The organism is Flavobacterium sp. F52 (genome assembly GCF_000278705.1).
In the GTDB taxonomy this organism is placed as follows: Bacteria; Bacteroidota; Bacteroidia; order Flavobacteriales; family Flavobacteriaceae; genus Flavobacterium; species Flavobacterium anhuiense.
In genome coordinates this window covers 169,544-188,197 of sequence record NZ_AKZQ01000037.1, presented here as the reverse complement: position 1 = coordinate 188,197, position 18,654 = coordinate 169,544, and the positions used below count along the sequence as shown (strand labels likewise).

21 protein-coding genes are annotated in these 18,654 nt (G+C 33.7%); 10 read left to right on the top strand and 11 right to left on the bottom strand.

Features of this window, described 5'->3' with window-relative positions:
- Nucleotides 1-2: 2 nt before the first annotated feature.
- A complete protein-coding gene (locus FF52_RS19365; RefSeq protein WP_008468231.1) occupies nucleotides 3-1,082 on the top strand; it encodes an HlyD family secretion protein in 1,080 nt (359 codons plus the stop codon).
- A gap of 5 nt (nucleotides 1,083-1,087) precedes the next feature.
- Complete coding sequence (locus FF52_RS19360; RefSeq protein WP_008468230.1) at nucleotides 1,088-2,674, top strand: MDR family MFS transporter; 1,587 nt, start codon at nucleotides 1,088-1,090, stop codon at nucleotides 2,672-2,674.
- A gap of 234 nt (nucleotides 2,675-2,908) precedes the next feature.
- Here the strand turns inward: FF52_RS19360 and yaaA are convergent, their stop codons facing one another.
- The gene (gene yaaA / locus FF52_RS19355; RefSeq protein ID WP_008468229.1) at nucleotides 2,909-3,667 is read right to left on the bottom strand and encodes a peroxide stress protein YaaA; all 759 of its coding nucleotides are present in this window, start codon (nucleotides 3,665-3,667) and stop codon (nucleotides 2,909-2,911) included.
- Nucleotides 3,668-4,043: 376 nt separating this feature from the next.
- On the opposite strand from yaaA, the gene FF52_RS19350 reads away from it, so the two are divergent.
- Both FF52_RS19350 and FF52_RS19345 read left to right on the top strand, forming a co-directional pair.
- Entirely contained in the window at nucleotides 4,044-5,507 is a 1,464-nt protein-coding gene (locus FF52_RS19350; protein ID WP_008468228.1) for a CCA tRNA nucleotidyltransferase, read from the top strand.
- Nucleotides 5,508-5,522: 15 nt separating this feature from the next.
- A complete protein-coding gene (locus FF52_RS19345; protein ID WP_008468227.1) occupies nucleotides 5,523-6,548 on the top strand; it encodes a COX15/CtaA family protein in 1,026 nt (341 codons plus the stop codon).
- 265 nt (nucleotides 6,549-6,813) lie between these two features.
- On the opposite strand, the gene FF52_RS19340 is transcribed toward FF52_RS19345, so the two are convergent.
- The 10 genes from FF52_RS19340 to FF52_RS19300 all read right to left on the bottom strand — a co-directional run bounded on the left by FF52_RS19340 (nucleotide 6,814) and on the right by FF52_RS19300 (nucleotide 14,105).
- Nucleotides 6,814-7,581 carry a LytR/AlgR family response regulator transcription factor gene (locus FF52_RS19340; protein ID WP_008468226.1) on the bottom strand — a complete coding sequence of 256 codons (768 nt, stop codon included), beginning with the start codon at nucleotides 7,579-7,581 and terminating at the stop codon, nucleotides 6,814-6,816.
- A gap of 218 nt (nucleotides 7,582-7,799) precedes the next feature.
- Entirely contained in the window at nucleotides 7,800-8,180 is a 381-nt protein-coding gene (locus FF52_RS19335) for a 2TM domain-containing protein (RefSeq protein WP_008468224.1), read from the bottom strand.
- A 13-nt stretch (nucleotides 8,181-8,193) separates the two neighbouring features.
- Nucleotides 8,194-8,511: a 2TM domain-containing protein gene (locus FF52_RS19330; RefSeq protein WP_008468222.1), complete on the bottom strand. Its 318-nt coding sequence runs from the start codon at nucleotides 8,509-8,511 to the stop codon at nucleotides 8,194-8,196.
- Entirely contained in the window at nucleotides 8,502-8,828 is a 327-nt protein-coding gene (locus FF52_RS19325; RefSeq protein ID WP_008468220.1) for a 2TM domain-containing protein, read from the bottom strand. Before FF52_RS19325 ends, FF52_RS19330 begins: the two co-directional genes overlap by 10 nt.
- Complete coding sequence (locus FF52_RS19320) at nucleotides 8,812-9,132, bottom strand: 2TM domain-containing protein (RefSeq protein ID WP_008468218.1); 321 nt, start codon at nucleotides 9,130-9,132, stop codon at nucleotides 8,812-8,814. Before FF52_RS19320 ends, FF52_RS19325 begins: the two co-directional genes overlap by 17 nt.
- Nucleotides 9,132-10,469 (bottom strand): 2TM domain-containing protein, encoded by a 1,338-nt coding sequence (locus tag FF52_RS19315; RefSeq protein ID WP_008468217.1) that lies wholly within the window; start codon nucleotides 10,467-10,469, stop codon nucleotides 9,132-9,134. Before FF52_RS19315 ends, FF52_RS19320 begins: the two co-directional genes overlap by 1 nt.
- A gap of 20 nt (nucleotides 10,470-10,489) precedes the next feature.
- Nucleotides 10,490-10,999 carry a hypothetical protein gene (locus FF52_RS19310; protein ID WP_316928764.1) on the bottom strand — a complete coding sequence of 170 codons (510 nt, stop codon included), beginning with the start codon at nucleotides 10,997-10,999 and terminating at the stop codon, nucleotides 10,490-10,492.
- The gene (locus FF52_RS24005; RefSeq protein ID WP_316928763.1) at nucleotides 10,914-11,111 is read right to left on the bottom strand and encodes a hypothetical protein; all 198 of its coding nucleotides are present in this window, start codon (nucleotides 11,109-11,111) and stop codon (nucleotides 10,914-10,916) included. The genes FF52_RS19310 and FF52_RS24005 overlap by 86 nt, the downstream gene beginning before the upstream one ends.
- Before the next feature lie 50 nt (nucleotides 11,112-11,161).
- Entirely contained in the window at nucleotides 11,162-11,569 is a 408-nt protein-coding gene (locus FF52_RS19305; RefSeq protein WP_008468216.1) for a DUF2141 domain-containing protein, read from the bottom strand.
- Nucleotides 11,570-11,939: 370 nt separating this feature from the next.
- A complete protein-coding gene (locus FF52_RS19300) occupies nucleotides 11,940-14,105 on the bottom strand; it encodes a TonB-dependent receptor (RefSeq protein WP_008468215.1) in 2,166 nt (721 codons plus the stop codon).
- Between the two features lie 141 nt (nucleotides 14,106-14,246).
- Here FF52_RS19300 and FF52_RS19295 point away from each other — a divergent pair, with 141 nt between their 5' ends.
- The 6 genes from FF52_RS19295 (at nucleotide 14,247) to FF52_RS19265 (ending at nucleotide 18,615) form a co-directional block, all read left to right on the top strand.
- Entirely contained in the window at nucleotides 14,247-14,705 is a 459-nt protein-coding gene (locus FF52_RS19295) for a DinB family protein (protein WP_008468214.1), read from the top strand.
- Between the two features lie 161 nt (nucleotides 14,706-14,866).
- Nucleotides 14,867-15,325 (top strand): YciI family protein, encoded by a 459-nt coding sequence (locus tag FF52_RS19290; protein WP_008468213.1) that lies wholly within the window; start codon nucleotides 14,867-14,869, stop codon nucleotides 15,323-15,325.
- A 3-nt stretch (nucleotides 15,326-15,328) separates the two neighbouring features.
- Entirely contained in the window at nucleotides 15,329-15,904 is a 576-nt protein-coding gene (locus tag FF52_RS19285) for a sugar O-acetyltransferase (protein WP_008468211.1), read from the top strand.
- Complete coding sequence (locus tag FF52_RS19280) at nucleotides 15,904-16,293, top strand: VOC family protein (protein WP_008468209.1); 390 nt, start codon at nucleotides 15,904-15,906, stop codon at nucleotides 16,291-16,293. The genes FF52_RS19285 and FF52_RS19280 overlap by 1 nt, the downstream gene beginning before the upstream one ends.
- Nucleotides 16,294-16,635: 342 nt before the next feature.
- Nucleotides 16,636-17,916 carry a chloride channel protein gene (locus FF52_RS19270; RefSeq protein WP_052017610.1) on the top strand — a complete coding sequence of 427 codons (1,281 nt, stop codon included), beginning with the start codon at nucleotides 16,636-16,638 and terminating at the stop codon, nucleotides 17,914-17,916.
- Nucleotides 17,917-18,015: 99 nt separating this feature from the next.
- The gene (locus tag FF52_RS19265; protein WP_008468206.1) at nucleotides 18,016-18,615 is read left to right on the top strand and encodes an HPP family protein; all 600 of its coding nucleotides are present in this window, start codon (nucleotides 18,016-18,018) and stop codon (nucleotides 18,613-18,615) included.
- The last annotated feature ends 39 nt before the right edge of the window (nucleotides 18,616-18,654 follow it).

The window sequence follows — 18,654 nt, the reverse complement described above, 5'->3', positions numbered from 1 at the left end:
TCATGGAAAAGAAAAAAACAAATAAAAAATTCATCATCATACTTGCAGTTCTGATTTTAGGAGGCGGAACTTACGGAATATCTAAATACCTACACGGACAAGCTCACGAAGAAACAGATGATGCTCAGATTGAGAAAAGAATGAACCCGATTATCCCAAGAGTTTCAGGATATATCAGCAAAGTTTATGTGAAAGATAATGATTATGTAAAAAAAGGAGATACTTTATTTACAATCGACAAGAGAGATTATCAATTAAAGATTGACGAAGCTAATGCTGCATTGTTAGCCGCAGAAGGACAATACGAAGCTGCAAAAGCAGATATCGGAAGTGCAAATGCAAGCATCTCAGTTTCTGATGCTCAAATGAGATCTGCAACAGGTTCTATTGAAAGTGCCAAAATTAGATTGAGACAGCTTACAAACGATTATAACCGTTACAATAACTTGTACAAAACACATACAATTACAAAACAGCAATATGAACAAGCATTAACTGCAAAAGAAGAAGCTGAAAACCAAGTGCGTGTTTTAGAACAACAACAAAGAGCTAGTTCTTACCAAAAATCGGTTATTCAGTCAAAATCTAAAGTTTCTGACAAACAAACAGAAGTTGCAGCAGCAAACATCAAAAAAGCAAAAACAATGTTGGATGTGGCTCATTTAAACCTTTCTTATACTGTAGTAACAGCTGCTATTGATGGTCAAGTTTCTAAAGTTGACATTCAGCCAGGACAATTGGTTCAGCCAGGACAATCTTTATTCTACATTATTAACAATAATGAGGCTTGGGTTGTAGCTAACTTCAAAGAAACACAATTGAACAAAATGGTTGTGGGCCAAAAAGTAAGTTTAAAAGTAGATGCTTATCCAAACTATGAGTTTAAAGGAACTGTATCTTCTTTCTCTCCTGCAACAGGATCTCGTTTTTCATTATTGCCTCCTGATAATGCAACAGGAAACTTCGTAAAAACAATTCAAAGATTACCAGTAAAAATTACCATAGACGAATCTAACGATCCTGAAAAAGTAAAACTTTTAAGACCAGGGATGAACGTTGACGTAGATGTACATTTGAAATAAAATAAATGGCAACAGCAGTACAAGACGACGATTTAGTAGAATACGGTTTCAGACGTGTTATCATTACGATTACAGCAGTACTTTGTGCACTGCTGGAAATTGTAGATACGACGATTGTAAACGTAGCGCTTACAGACATGCGCGGAAGTCTTGGTGCTACCTTGACTGATGTGGCATGGGTAATTACAGCATACGCAATTGCGAATGTTATTGTAATTCCGATGACGAGCTGGCTATCGCAGCAATTTGGAAGACGTAATTATTTTGTGGCTTCCATTATAATATTTACAGTCTGTTCTTTTTTGTGTGGTAATGCCACCAATATTTGGGAACTAGTCGCTTTCCGTTTCGTACAAGGTATGGGCGGTGGAGCATTACTTGTAACAGCCCAAACGATTATTACAGAAAGTTATCCCGTAGCAAAACGTGGAATGGCGCAGGCTATTTACGGAATGGGAGTAATTGTTGGTCCAACTCTTGGTCCGCCATTGGGAGGATATTTAGTAGATAATTATTCTTGGCCTTATATTTTCTATATCAATATTCCGTTGGGAATTATTGCTACGATTTTAGCTTTAACTTTTGTTAGAAGTCCGAAATATGGAGAAAAATTAAAAGCCAATCAGGTTGACTGGTGGGGAATCATTTTACTGAGTGCTTTTATTGGTTCTTTACAATTCGTATTAGAACACGGACAGCAAGACGACTGGTTTAATGACTCTACAATTGTAGCCTTAAGTGTTGTTACTGTTTTAGGGTTGGTTCTTTTTATTTGGAGAGAGCTTACATACGAGTATCCGATTGTAAATCTTAGTGTTCTAAAAGATGGGAATCTTAGAATTGGAACTGTAATGTGTTTCATTCTTGGTTTCGGATTATATGGTTCTACTTTAATTATCCCAATTTACACGCAATCAATTTTAGGATGGACCGCTACAGATGCGGGGTTGTTGTTGATTCCAGGATCTATCACCACAGCACTTATGATGCCATTTGTAGGTAACATGATTCAGAAAGGTGTTCCGCAGGGATACATGGTTGGAGTTGGATTTTTAATTTTCTTCTTCTTCACTTTCATGATGTATAGCCGCATGACACCAGATACCGGAGTTGAGCATATGTATTGGCCTTTAATTTTAAGAGGAATTGGTTTAGGATTGCTTTTCGTTCCTATTACAACCCTTTCTCTTTCTACATTAAAAGGGAAACAAATTGGTGAAGGAGCAGCTTTTACAGGAATGATGCGTCAGTTAGGAGGATCTTTTGGTATTGCGATTATTACTACTTTCATTACCCGTTTCAGCCAGTCACATAGAGTAGATTTAATTAATAATCTAGACCCTGCCAAATTTGACGTGCAGCAGCGAATTGCAGGAATGCAGCACGCCTTTATGGCAAAAGGATATAGTGCGGATGTTGCTTTGAAAAAAGCATATCAGGCAATAGAACTTTCAGTTATGAAGCAAAGCACCGTAATGGCTTATATGGATATTTTCCTTTACCTAGGAATTATGTTTTTATGTTGCATACCGATTATTCTCTTTATCAAAAAAGGGAAGAACAAAATTAGTGCAGCCGACGCAATGCATTAATAATAATAATTTTATAATACGCAGAAACGCTGAATTCATCATTTAGAATTCGGCGTTTATTTTTTTAGTTTAACCGCAAAGTGCGCAAAGAATTTTAATTCTGAGAATCTTTAAAAACGCAAAGTTCGTAAAGCTTTGTGATAAAAACTTTGCGAACTTTGCGAAAACCTTGCGTCCTTGCGGTTAAAAAAACTCAGAATCTTAGTATCTCAGAATCTTAGCAACTTTAAAAAATCATCTTGTAAAAACCAAGTGATTTCCTTTAGAAAGATTCGCATCAAACTGATATCCTTCGTAATTAAAACCTTTTAAGTCCTCTATAGTTTCTGCATTAGTGTCAATAATATAACGCACCATCATGCCTCTCGCCTTTTTGGCAAAGAAACTGATCATTTTTAGTTTTCCGTCTTTGTAATCTTTGAAATCTGGAGTAATCACAGGCACTTTTAAAGCTTTTACATCAACAGCAGAAAAATATTCGTTACTAGCTAAATTCACAAACAATTCATCTTTTTTCAATTCTTTGTTTAAGGCTTTAGTTACTGTTGGTTTCCAGAATTCGTGTAGATTTTTAAATTCACCAACTGGCATTTTAGTTCCCATTTCTAAACGATATGCCTGCATTAAATCTAATGGTTTTAAAAGTCCGTAAAGGCCAGATAAAATTCTAAGTTTATCCTGAAGAACATCTAATTTTTCTAACGGAATGGTATAAGCATCCAAACCTGTGTACACATCGCCATCGAAGGTATAAACTGCCGGACGCGCATTTTCAGGTGTGAAAGGTGTTTTCCAATCCTGATTTCTTTTCCAGTTTAAATCGGCTAGTTTGTCTGAAATTGACATCAGCTCTGATAATTCGAAAGGCTTTTTTTGTTTAACCACTTTATGAACCACTCTTGCTTCCTTTAAGAATGAAGGCTCTGTATATTGAGATGTTGGTAATTCTTTTTCGAAATTCAATGATTTCGCAGGAGATATAACAATTTTCATGTGTGCTTTTTTCTATGTTTCAAAAATACAAATTGAAAATTTAAAAATTATTATTTGCAATTGATTTGTTCTATTGTTGTATTTTTTTTAGCCACGAATTACACGAATTTCCACGAATTATTTTTTTGCCACAGATTACAGGATTAAAAAGATTAAAAAAATCTGTGTGAATCTTTTTAATCTATGGCAGAAAAAAATTACGACCTGCATGAAAGAAAAATTAGTGGAAATTCGTGAAATTCGTGGCAACCCTTTCTCAATTCATAAAAATCGACGCTACAAAATGTGAAATTGTTCAAAAAAGTGAGCTCTAGATTATAATAGGCATTTTCTATGTTGTAAATTTGCATGCATTTTATTTCGATCGAAATTTGAAATGTATTTTTATTCAAAAATTAGCGAATTCGTGGCGATACAAACAAACTATAAAACTGCTTTACAAAACAAAATCTTCGAAATCATTTCGAAAGCTTCTCAGGAATTAAATGTTGACTCTTATGTGATAGGAGGATTTGTTCGTGATTTGCTTTTAAATCGAGGTTCTAAAAAAGACATTGATGTAGTGGCTGTTGGAAGCGGCATCGAATTGGCTCTTAAAGTTTCCGATTTACTTCCGAACAAACCAAAAGTTCAGGTTTTTAAAACGTATGGAACAGCAATGCTTCGTTTTGAAGATACGGATATCGAATTTGTTGGTGCACGAAAAGAATCGTACACTCGCGATAGCCGAAATCCGATTGTAGAAAACGGAACTTTACAAGACGATCAAAATCGTCGTGATTTTACAATCAACGCATTGGCTTTATCATTGAATTCAACTAATTTCGGAGATCTTTTAGATCCTTTCAATGGATTAACAGATTTAGAAAATAAAACAATCAAAACACCATTGGATCCAGATATTACCTATTCTGATGATCCTTTGCGCATGCTGCGTGCGATTCGTTTTGCTACTCAATTGAATTTTGAAATTGAAGAAAATTCATTGAACGCCATCACAAAAAATGCAGAACGCATTAAAATTATTTCTGGCGAAAGAATTGTAGATGAATTGAACAAAATTCTTCTAACAGATAAACCTTCGACAGGATTTTTACTTTTATACAAAACTGGACTTTTAGATTTAATCTTACCTGAATTAACCGCTTTAAATCAGGTAGAAGAAATTGAAGGTCATACACATAAAAACAATTTTTACCATACGCTTGAAGTTGTAGATAACATTTGTCCAAACACAGATGATGTTTGGTTGCGTTGGGCGGCTTTATTGCACGATATCGGAAAAGCACCAACTAAACGTTTCACTAAAAAACAAGGTTGGACTTTTCACGGACATGAATTCTTGGGCGGAAAAATGGCAAAGAAAATTTTCGAACGTTTGCACATGCCTTTGAACCACAAAATGAAATTCGTTCAGAAAATGGTTATTATGAGTTCGCGTCCGATTGTTTTGGCTCAGGATATTGTGACTGACAGTGCGGTTCGTCGTTTGGTTTTTGATGCTGGTGAAGATGTAGAGAATTTAATGACGTTGTGCGAAGCGGATATCACAACCAAAAATCCTTCAAAATTCAAGAAATATCATAAAAATTTCGAAATCGTTCGCAAGAAAATTGTTGAAGTTGAGGAACGTGATCATGTGCGTAATTTTCAGCCGCCAATTACTGGAGAAGAAATTATGGAAATATTCGACTTGAAACCTTCAAGAGAAATCGGAATTTTGAAAGAAGCGGTAAAAGAAGCAATTCTTGAAGGCGATATTCCAAATGAATATCAGGCGGCTTATGATTTTGTGATTAAAAGAGCTGCCAAACTAGGCTTAAAAAAAGTTGAGAAATAAGTATTATTTAATAAAATGAAAAAAGAGAATAAATCAGTAATCATTTGGTTACTATCGGGTTGTGTTTTATTATTTTTAATGGTCGTTGTGGGCGGTATCACGCGTTTGACCAATTCAGGTTTATCTATGACCGACTGGCATTTGGTAACCGACACCTTTCCGCCTTTAACAGAAGCCAAATGGCAGGCCGCTTTTGACGAATACAAGAAATTTCCAGAATATCAAAAAATCAATATTCACAACGATTTTCAATTAGCCGATTATAAGTTCATTTATTTCTGGGAATGGTTTCACCGTTTCATCGGACGTATTATTGGTTTGGTTTTCTTTGTGCCGTTTGTTTACTTTTTAGCAAAAAAGAAATTAGATACACCAACCATTAAAAAATGCATCGTTCTTTTAGCAATGGGAGCTTTCCAAGGATTCTTAGGATGGTTTATGGTAAGAAGCGGATTAATTGACAATCCAGATGTAAGCCACTTCAGACTTTCATTACACTTAACTTTTGCTTTCATTACTTTCGCATACACACTTTGGGTTGCGCTAGATTTAATTTATCCTGAAAGAAATATCAATAAGATTTTACCTTTAAGAAATATTGCTCGTTATGCTTTAGTCGCTTTATTAATCCAAATTATTTACGGTGGATTTGTTGCGGGATTAAACGCAGGATTAATTCATAATCACTGGCCTTTAATGAGTGACGGAGAATTTATTCACGAATCGGTTTTTATTGAACAGTCTTCTTTAATAAAAAATTTAATTGAAGGAAAAAGCGGGGTTCAGTTTGTACACAGAACTTTTGCTTATGTTGTAGTTGCGATTATTCTTTTCCTTTTCTTTAAAAGCAAAAAATATACGCTTACGCATACTCAAGCAAACGGAATCAAAACTTTAGTGGTTTTTGTTTTCATTCAGTTCTTGCTTGGCGTTTTCACTTTATTATATAGTGTGCCTTTGGCTTTAGGATTAATTCACCAAATTATGGCGTTTTTCCTTTTAAGTGCTATGACATATACATTACACCGTTTGAGCAAATAAAACGGAACATATTAAAACATAAAAAAGGCTGTCTCAAAAGGACAGCTTTTTTTATAAGCTTCAGAGAAGCGAAATATTTATAGCAAAAGATAAATCTTTACAATATAAAAAGCTCCAGAGGAGCGACATATTCTTTTAGTCTTAATATATGCCGCTCCTCCGGAGCTTATTTTATTTTGTTTTATTATAATTCTATAAATCTTGCACCCCGCTGGGGTTTTACTGAATTAAAATCTGCTTATTTTCTACTTTTAAAAATATAATTTTATCCCAACCAAGCTTTAAAATCCTGCACTTTTTCTCGGCTTACAATTACCTCATCATCTTTGTAACTTGGCAAAATCACTTTTAATCGTGAATTGGTATACACTTGAATTTCTTTGATTGCTTTTAGCGGAACAATAAATTTTCTGCTTACGCGAAAGAAATCCTTTTTGTCTAGTTCTTGTTCTAAAATCTCCAAAGTCGAATCGATCAAATAATCGCGATTGTCATAGGTATGAATGTACGTTCCTTTATTTTCACTGAAAAAACATTCGATTTCTTCAGTTGTAATTACTTTTAAATGCTGTCCTATTTTAACTGTAAATCTCTTTTTATATGTTTTCTCAAAAGGATTAGATAACATTTGGCGAATCTGCTCAAAATCAAGCTGAAGATTTGAAGATTCAGTAGCTGCTTTCGGAAGACGCGATTTGAATTTTGAAACAGCAGTTTCCAAATCATCTTCATCAATTGGTTTTAGAAGATAATCGATGCTGTTCAATTTGAAAGCTTTTAATGCATATTCATCATAAGCCGTTGTAAAAATGATAGCGCTTTTAATGTCTATTTTTTCAAAGATTTCAAACGATAAACCATCTGACAATTGGATGTCTAAAAAAATCAAATCGGGATGCGGATTATTTTCAAACCATTGAACCGATTCTTCAACTGAATGAAGCATCGTTTCTACGGTTACGTCTAGCTTTTCAAGTTTTCTCTGCAACAGTCTTGCAGCTGGTTTTTCGTCTTCTATAATTAATGTAATCATTTACTATATTGTAAAAAAATGAAAAATGTTAATACGTTGAGTAAAATTATTTTAAACACATACAAACATTGTTTTATAGGAATCTACTACAGGCGTTTCACTTAGAATATTACTTGCTTTTTTTTACTCTTAAACACAAGCAATAAAAATCTATGTTTCTATGTGTTAAAATTAAATTTGCTTGCTTTCACCAAACAGACAAAAATATACATTCAAAGTTACTCCCATTTATTTTTATTTGCAGCATCTTTTTCCATGTATTTCTGGATTTTTCTTTTTTCCCAATCTGATCCAAAAAACCAATCAGTCCCGAAAACAGATAACGCGTGCGCTAATAGACCAATTCCCCAGAAAAATGCAGTCGAATAAGTATGCCATTCTGTTAAACCACTAAAATCCATCCCTTCGTTAAAATTATCGCGAGTCAAACTTGATACAATGATGATAATATTTACAATAAGGAAAATTTTCAAATGTGAGTAAAACCTTTTAAGTCTTTTTACTCTTCTATAAGCTGCATTATAATTTTCATCGTCTGTATATTCTCCAAAATGCTGTCTTGCGTAATCTTCGTACATTTCTCTTCTAAAACGTCCCATAACTATGTTTTAATTATTTCCACTTGTTTTTATTCTGTTTTTCCTTCTCCATAAATTCTTTGATTTTTCTTTCTTCCCATTCCTTGCCCATTCCTGGAAAAACCTCAAAAACTTTAAGTCCGTGAAAAACAACTCCTACTCCCCACCATAACAATGGCCAGAAAAACCATAAGTATTGAGGCGATGTATATAAATTGATAAAGATTAAAATAGCATTTACTAAAATGTATGCTAGAAGATTTCCGTAAAAACCTTTAATGCTTTCAACTTTCTTTTTGGCTTGGATATATTTTTCCTCGTCGCTTAAATTCCTTTCCATAATTATTCCCATTTTTGTTTTTTATACTTTTTTTCTAAAATGCTTCTTAGTTTTCGCTCTTCCCATTCTTGTCCAAAAATCTTGTAAGAAGCAAACAAATCGATTGCAGAACCTACAATTACAGCGGTCCAAATAATTACAATTACCCAATTTATGTATTTAATCGGAAAAAATTGCAATGGCAGATTGGTGTATTCCTTTAAAAGAAAAACTATCAATACAATGGTGTAAAAGAACAAATGCTTGTAAAAAGATTTCAGCTGAATTACTTTTTTACTGGCTAATTCTTGCAGCATTACTTCTTCCTGATCGTTATTCAAATTTTCCATGACTATTTTCTAAACGTTGCTGATTTGCTTTTTCTAGAATTTCTCTGATTTTTTTCTCTTCCCATTTCTTATTGAAAAAAGGCGGCAGACTAAAAACTTTTAATCCGTGTAAAATAATTGCGACCCCCCAACCCAAAACAGACCATATAAACCATAAGTATTCTGGACAAGTCATTAAGTTAACCACAATTGCTATTGGGTTGCACAAAACATAAACAGTCAAATGTTCGTAAAACCCTCTAATTTCTTTTACCTTTTTCTGAGCTTCATAATAGCGGTCTGCTTCTGTGAAATCTTTTTCCATTATTTCCACGTCTTTTGTCTGTTATCTTTCTCTAAAATCTCACGAATTTTTCTTTCTTCCCAATCAGAGCTATATCCAAAAACTTTAAAAGCATGCATGGCAACTCCAAATCCCCAGCCTAAAGCAGAAAACCAAAACCATTGAAATCCTGGCGAAAATTTTAGATTAATAAAAATCAAGAACGGAATCACACAACAATATGAAATTATATTTCCGTAAAATCCTTTTAGTTCTTCTACTCGTTTTTTGGCTCTATAATAAGCTTTTGCTTCGTCTGTATAATCTGCACTCATTTCCATAACCGTAATTTGTTTGGTTAAAATTGGAATTTTAACGGTGAAATTCTTTTCATCTTCCTCAATTTTCACTTTTCTATCCGTTATGATTCCGTATCTGTTTACAATATTCTGCAGTCCTACACCTTGTCTGTCCTGCAAGACTTCTTTTTTTTGAAGATCATTCTGAATGGCCAGATAATCTTTATCAATAAAAATTCTAATATGAAGTGGTTTCTGCTCGCTTACTACATTGTGCTTTACGGTATTCTCCAATAAAAGCTGTAAAGAAAGTGGCACCACTTTGGCTTCCGGATTGATGTTTTCTGTTGGCAATTCGTAAAACAAACTATTTTCGAAACGCATTTTCAGAAGATTCATATAGGTTTTTGCAAATGACAATTCGTCTTCAACCGAAACCAATTCTTTGTCTTTCTGTTCTAAAACATATCTGTAAATTTTAGAAAGAGAGGTTGTAAAACGCTGCGCATTATCTGGATTTTCTTCTATTAAAGAACTAAGAACATTCAAGCTGTTAAAAAGAAAATGCGGATCGATCTGATTTTTTAAGCTTTCGAATTTGGCATTTGCCGTTCCAGCAATAATTTTCTGTTGTGTTACTTTATTTTCCTGATAGAGTTTATAAAAATTAAGTCCATGAAAAAACAAAAGCACAATAAAGGTCATTACTGCAGATTCGATATAATTTTCTGCCCTTTCATTGGCAAGAAAACCTATAATCGTTTTATTCTCGATTATTACGCTTGTAAACAAACGCAATACTCCAATTATAATCATCGAAACTAAAAATGAACTTACAAAACCAATGAATATTCTCTTTATGGAATATGGATTTTCTCTGAAAACCCTATCTAAAAAATCAAAAAGAACAACGTTTACGATATACAAAACCACACTGTAAAGCATGCAGTACAAGAAATAAATGTAAAGATTCTTGGTAAAAACTGCAGTTCCTAAAGAAGCAAACCGAATTAGAAAAGAGAATAAAAATACTATTCCTCCAACTAAGCATGCTTTTAACAAATTAGGTTTTAATATCATCATTTTTATAAACTAGTGAATTATTTACAAGTTTTCTGAATTTCTAATGCTCTATCCAATCCCCATTTTGGAGAATAAGGCGTTGCTGGTTTAAAAGTATTAAAAAGTTCAATAGATTTATCAACTTGCGCGCATAAAGGTTTAGTGTCAACGCCTGTCCATTTTGCTCCTCCTATTTGATAATCTGCTTCGCCAAAAACCGCTCTTGGATTATTTGGATCTAATGCTTTAGCTTTCGCGTAAGCTTCCATCACTTTAGCAGAATATTTCATTCCGTTTGTCATTGGGTCTGCCACCACATAACCGGTATAAATTAAAGCTTGCATTACATACAATTCTGAATTGGCTTGGTCTTTTATTAATTCAATATCTAAGGCATCTTGCGCTTTTGTCAATAATAAATCGATTTTTGTTTTGTCTTTTTCTGTAAAAACAGCCGTTGCATTAATTAAAGCTACGTAATAATTTGGCAGATAACTGTTTTTTTTCAGCCGCAGCAATTCTTTCAAATAATGCAGAAGCTTCAGCATTTTTTCCTTCTTTCCAAAGTCCGAAAGCTTTGTTCATTCCTTGTTCAAATTGTGTTTGAGCTGAACTTATTACTACTATAAAAAGTGCTGCTAAAGTGATGATTTTTTTCATTTTATAAGTTATTTAATGGTTTTGTTTATATGGATTAGTTATTTGTCTATTTAGAATACAATTTCAACTTTTGAATCTTTGCTGATATTAAATTTAGCATCTTGATATGACGGAGGTCCCATAAATCCTTTTGCGTTGTTTGAAGCTGCATACTCTTCAGATGGAATTCCCATTGCGTTTCTGTCAAGCTTTCCATTGCTATTTTCATCATGATAAGTAGAAATTGCATATTCTCCCGCTGGAAGATTATCGAAAGTTACAACCGCTTTGTTGTTTTTAATTTCCGAAGCCAGACTTTTGTAAGTTGTTTTAAGAAATGTTCCGTCTGAATTGTATAATCCTACTTTAACCACTCCTGTGTCGTTTTTTAATCCAGAAACAGTCACAGTTAATTTTGCATTTTGAGCAGACATTAAGCTGCAGATAAATAAGATCGTTATTGTAATAATTTTGGTCATGATTTCTTTTTTTTAAGTTTCTAAGTTACTAAGGTTCTGAGATTCTAAGTTTTTTTTGTTGATGATTAAAACTCTTTTTTTAAGGTTCAGAGGAACAAAGTGGCAAAGTGGCAAAGGTTTCTTTTTTTTACTTATTTAAGATTCAAAACCTTGAACCTTTGCCACTTTGTTTCTTTGTTCCTTTTAATTTACACTTCAAAAGTATACTGGTTTTTAGTCTTTTAAAATTAAATGCTGCTGAGTTGTTGATTTTGGTTACTGAATTGTTTTTTTTTAAAGTGACAAAGGTTCAGAGGGACAAAGTAACAAAGGTTTCTCGCATAAACTCTTTTAAAAGCTTTGTCACTTTGTTACTTTGTCACTTTGCGACTTACAAGTTTTTCAACTGATTCTCATTTTTATTCTGACTAATCGTCCAGAAGAAACCTATAAAGAAGAATCTATCTGCTGTTGGCACTACGGCTTGTCTTTGATATACTCCGCTTGCGTCTGGTGTTTTGGCGTAATCGTATCCGAAAACATTTTGAGTTCCTAAAACATTCGAAACTGAGAAATAAAGGATTTTTTGTGTGGTTAATAAATACGCCCAGCTAAAACTTAAACTATTATATGATTTTGTTTTTCCGTTCATAAACTGTGTCTGGTTCGGATCATTGTACGGACGTCCTGAGCTGAAACTGTTTGTTAAACTCGCCTGAGATTTCCAGTCTGTAATAAAATATTTTGCAACTACAGATAAATTATGGTTGGCAATAAAACTTGGAGTTGCCATGTTTGGAAAGTTTTTATATTGTCTTTCCGAATCTATATACGAATATGAAATCCAATATTCTAAGTTTTTATACAGATTGCTGTCTCTCCAAAATAAATCCAATCCTTTTGCATAACCCGATCCGTTATTATTGAAGACCGAATTGTACTGAATATCTCTCGTGTCGTACTGCACCAAATTGCTGTAATCTTTGTAGTAAGCTTCTGCTCTCAATGTTTGCCCGGGTCTTGTAAACGTATAATTTAAAATGTAATGTCTTGCTTTCTCACTTTCAAACTGATGGTATTTAGAAAATTTAATATAATCTACAACTGGCGTTTGAGAATAATCTCCGTAAGCAAAAGAGAATTGACTGCTTTTTGAAGCTTTATAACCTAATGAAGCTCTTGGCGCAATATTATTTTCATTTAAAAGACTGTTGTTTGAATATCTTAAACCGACTTTTAAAGCTAATTTTTTAGAAAACATAATATCGCCTTCAGTGTAAGCTGCAAAAATGTTAGAATCGTAACCATTTGTAACATCAAGAGCGACATTATCTGCTACATTTTCGTCATATTTTGTAATGAAATAATCAGATCCGAAAGATAATTTAAAGTAGTTTGAAAACTTCTTGCTAAATTTCAATTTCAGTTGCGCTGCATTTTCTTGGCTATTTACTCCTGTAATATCATATTTCAGTTTGTTTTTGCTGTAACCGTAACTAACTCCAGAAGTAATCTGCCATCCAGTTCCAAAACTCCCTTTATAAGATGAATTCAAATAGAAGTTATTGTTGTTCATGTCAGTTCGAATCGGATTCTCGAAATTGACGTTTTTCTGATTCAAATCAAATTTTTCAGAATCAAATGAAGCATACAGCTTAAATATTCCGTTTGTGAAATTGTATCTGTAAACTGTTTCACCTCCAAGCGATTGATACGGATTGTTCCAATCTACATTTTGAGGAATAACCGCCTGATAAGGCGCTAAATTCACATACATCATATTTACGCTCAATGAACTTTTTTTGAATTTCTGTGTATTTCCTAAGCTCAAACCAACGGTCATTAATCCAATATCTGTTTTTTCATGATCTTCTTCATCTTGCGTATTTAAAAGTAAAACACTTGATAAAGCTTCGCCATATTCTGCAGAATACCCTCCAGTAGAAAATGCAATTCCGCTGAACAAGAATGGAGAAAAACGGCTTCTTGTCGGTAAATTATTGGTTGTTGCACCGTAAGGCTGCGCTACACGAATTCCATCTACAAAAGTTTGAGTTTCGCTCGCTTCACCTCCACGTACAAACAAACGTCCGTCTTCGCCAACCGTCTGCGTTCCTGGCAAAGTCTGCAATGCCGCCACAATATTTCCAGCAGAACCTGCTGTGGTCACAATATCTAAAGGTTTTAAAACAGAAACTCTCGCCTTATCTCCAGATTCTAAAGTTCCCGCTGTAATGACAACAGCATCTAGAGCATTAACATTTTCTCTTAATTTTACCGTTTGATCTTTATAATTGGCAACATCAATTTCTTGTTTGTAAGTTTCAAAAAGTAAAAAACTAACCACTAGAAACTTGTTTCCTGTTTCTGCAGTTTCAAAAGAAAAATCTCCAGTTTCAGAACTTGTTGCACCGTCATAAGTTCCATCAATATAAATATTTGCGCCTGCAACTGGTTTTCCTTTTTGATCTACTACTTTTCCTGAAATAGTATTTTGAGCAAAAATTAAAACTGTAAAAAATAAAAAACTAAGGGTAAAAAATAATCTGGTTTTCATGTCATCTTTGGTTTTTGATGAAGCAAATGTATTTTAACAATTCATGTTAAAAAATATATAATAACCCAATTGTAGATTTTCGAGGATGAGTTGTAAAATACTAATTTGTATCTTAGCTATGAAAACCAAAATTATCTTTTTATGTCAGAAAGTAAACGAATTTCAAATCTATATCAATCCATTTATAACGGAAATCCTTGGCTTGAAGTCAATTTAGACAATACTTTAAAAAATGTTACAGCCGAGCAGGCATACAGAAAAATAAATCCAAACCTTAATACAATTTGGGAAATTGTAAATCATTTGATTCAATGGAGAAGGAATATTTTACAGCGTATGCAAGGAGAAACAATCATAACTCCAGACCATAATTATTTTGTTCCCGTTATAGATCCTTCTGAGGCTGCTTGGGAACAATCGCTTCAAACACTTGCAAAATCCCAAGATTCCTGGAACGCTTTTTTTGAAAGTTTTGATGATGAAGATTTAGCGAAAATTTACGTGAACAATGGTCATACTTATTACGAGCACATTCACGGAATTATCCAACATGATGTGTATCATTTAGGACAGATTGTTATTTTGAAGAAACTGCTCTAATTATAAAAAAAATTTTCGCACAGTATTGTCATTTCGACGAAGGAGAAATCTTCGTTGGTAGCTCGACAAAGATTGACGACTTTCTTTACGGAGTTTCTTGTGAAGATTTCTCCTTCGTCGAAATGACAAAATTGAGACTAATTCTAAAATTAATTGATCAAATGAAGACCTCAATTTTTATTCTAGCATTTCTATTTTTTAATGCCATCGGTTTTTCACAAGAAACCGAAGTGAAATACGATGAATCTTTGGCCAAATCACTTCACGCCGACGAATACGGAATGAAGAAATATGTTTTCTGTCTTTTAAAATCTGGAAGCAATACAACGGCTTCTAAAGAAGAAACCAAAAAACTCTTTGCTGGCCACATGGAAAATATTGGCAAATTGGCCAAAGAAGGAAAATTGGTTGTAGCTGGACCTTTTATGAAAAATGACCGAAATTATCGTGGCATTTATATCTTTAATGTCGAAACGATTGAAGAAGCCAAAGCGCTTGTTGCCACTGATCCAGCCATAAAAGCCAATTTACTCGAAGCCGAATTAACGCCTTGGTATTGTACCGCTGCTTTGCAAGAAACTGTAAAAATACACGACAAAATTGCCAAGACGAAAATGTAAATAATGAAAACCGAAAAAGAAAAAATGATCTCTGGCGAGTATTACAATGCCTTTGATCCAGAATTGGTAAAAGGTCGTCGTGCGGCAAAAAACCTTTTGCATAGCTTAAATGTAAAAGAATACAGAGTTACCAAAAAAGCAAAAGAGATTTTAAAGGAATTAATTCCAAACGCAAGAGCTGGTTTTTATATTGAACCTCCTTTTCACTGTGATTACGGTTACAATATTTTTGCTGGCGAAAATGTTTATTTTAATGTGAATTGTGTGGTTTTGGACTGCGCGCCTGTAACAATTGGGTCGAATGTATTTATTGCACCAAACGTTCAGATTTATACTGCTTCTCATCCGCTTGACGCTGAATTGAGAAAAACATTAGAAAATGCTTATCCAGTTACAATTGGAGACGATTGTTGGATTGGCGGAAATTCTGTTATTTGTCCAGGTGTGACTATTGGAAAAGGCTGTGTCATTGGCGCTGGCTCTGTCGTTACAAAAGATATTCCAGACAATTCGCTTGCTGTTGGAAATCCTGCAAAAGTTATTCGAAAATTAAATCAAGAACCTGAATCCAAAAAATAATGCTTACCCTTAATAAAGTTCACCATATTGCCATTTTATGTTCCGATTACGAAAAATCGAAATATTTTTATACCCAGATTTTAGGCCTCACTATCATTAGAGAAATCTATCGCGAAGAGCGCCAGTCTTATAAATTAGATTTGGCCCTAAATGGCACTTATGTTGTCGAATTATTCTCCTTTCCAAATCCGCCACAAAGACCTTCAAGACCAGAAGCGGTTGGTTTGCGCCATTTGGCTTTTGAAGTAATTAATCTAGAAGAAACGATTGCTTTTTTAACTTCAAAAAATATAGAATCAGAACCAATAAGAATTGATGAAACAACTGAAAAACGTTTCACTTTTATTGCAGATCCAGATTTATTACCGATTGAGTTTTATGAAAGATAGTTTTTTGCCACAAAGGCGCTAAGACGCAAAGATATTTCGCATTTTTTGTCATTTCGACGAAGGAGAAATCTCCGCGAGAAGCTCTACAAAGATTGGCGATTTTGATTGCGGAGTTACTTGTGAAGATTTCTCCTTCGTCGAAATGACAAACTACCTGTTTAGTCTTTGCCTTAAATAAAAAACTTTGCGTCTTAGCGCCTTTGTGGCAAAACCTTAACAAGAAAGCTTTTCTTACTAATCCCATTTTAACACACTAAATTAAAGATTTCCTAGAAAAAACCGAATTTGATGCTTAATTTTGTAATCCGCAGAAAAAAATGCGGAATTCTCAAACTTATAATGATGAACAAAACGGCGCAAATCAAAAAAAATCATCAATTCATTAAACTCCGAAAATTAGTTATTGTTTCTATTTTAATTGGCTTCCTTTCTGGCTTTCTCGGAATTTCACTAAAAAAAATAACAGAATATTACGAAGAAATCTTCTTTCACGAAGTATCGGTACACCCTATTTTTTATATCGTATTTCCAGTTTTCGGATTATCGGTAATTTATTTTTTAAGGCAATATCTTTTTAAGAAAAAAGAAAATAAAGGAATCAAAGAAGTTTTTGAAAGCACCTCATCAAAATCTAAAAATCTCCCTTCTTATAAAATTCCATCACATTTCATAAACGGATTACTAACCGTTATTTTTGGAGGTTCAACAGGAATTGAAGTTTCTACCGTTGTCGCTACAGCAACTATTGGATCTGTTGCTCATGAAAAAGAAAATGTTTTCCGTCAATACAAGACAGAATTAATCTGTGCGGGAGTTGCTGCAGGAGTTACGGCACTTTTTAGCAGTCCAATTGCTGGAGTTTTATTTGCTTTCGAAGTAATTTCTAGAAAGGTAACTCGCGCTTTTATGATTTCAAATTTAATTGCAGTTTCTATTGCATTTGGTTTATTAACGATTTTAAAAGAAGAACCTTTATTTGCCGTTTCAATTGCAACTTGGAATTTAAAAGCGATTCCGTACTTCATTCTTTTAGGAATTTTAGCTGGAATGAATTCGGTTTACCTAACACGTTGTGTCTTATTCTTCAAATCACAATTTGGTAAAATCGACACACATTATTACAAAATCATTTTAGGTTCAGCAGTTTTAAGTATTTCCTTATTCTTTTTTCCTCAATTATACGGAGAAGGTTATCACGCCATTAAAGGAATTTTTGGAAATGCACCTCAAAATCAATTGACTATAACTTTAGCTTTAACATTTATGGGGATTTTAATTCTAAAACCAATTGTTACATCAATAACATTGGCTTCTGGAGGTGACGGAGGTGTTTTTGCTCCAAGTTTATTCATCGGAGCATTTTTAGGATTATTATTGGCTTCTATCTTAAACAGCTTTTTCCATGTAAATGTAATTCCGGTTAACTTTATGATTATCGGAATGGCGGCGGTTTTGAGTGCCAGTATTCATGCGCCTTTTACAGCCATTTTTCTAGTTTGCGGTTTAACAAACGATTACACTTTGTTTTTTCCAATTCTTGCAGTTTGTTTAATTTCAAAATATACTGCAAAAACAATTTATCCGTATACTGTATATAGTTATTCCCCAAGCCTAATTAAATAACCTCAAACTGACAAGCTACAGATTCACATAGCAATAAAGTCTAATAACATACCGCAAAGTATATTTAAAAACATAACGAGCAAAATAATACCACATACTATGCCCACTGAAAAAATAAAACGAAGTTATCGCAAAACACGTTACATTCTTTACAAAGAAACCTTGATAGATTATAAAGAGCATTTTTGGTCATTTTTAGGTTCTTTCGCCGGAATTGGATTTTTAGCTTATGTTCAATCGATACATTTTTCTGGTCCAGATGCGGTTTATTTAATTGGTTCTTTTGGAGCATCGAGTGTTTTGGTTTACGGAATTATTCAGAGTCCGTTTTCCCAACCTCGAAATTTAGTTGGCGGTCACGTAATTTCGGCTCTTGTTGGGGTTACAGTCAATAAACTGGTTCCAGATATTATGTGGATTGCAGCGCCTTTATCGGTTTCGATTGCTATTATTTTAATGCAAATTACCAAAACGCTTCATCCGCCAGGAGGAGCAACGGCTTTAATTGCAGTTATCGGAACAGAAAAAGTAAAAGCCCTTGGTTATATGTATGTTCTTTCTCCAGTTTTTACAGGCGTTATGATTTTACTTTTAACAGCCATGGTTTTTAATAATATGACTTCAAGCAGAAGCTATCCAAGTCATAGTACTTATCACAAACATTATCATAAAATTAGAAAAAGATTGGCGAGAAAGTAGAAGTTTTCAAGTCTCGTTTGTTACCCTGAGCAGAGTTGA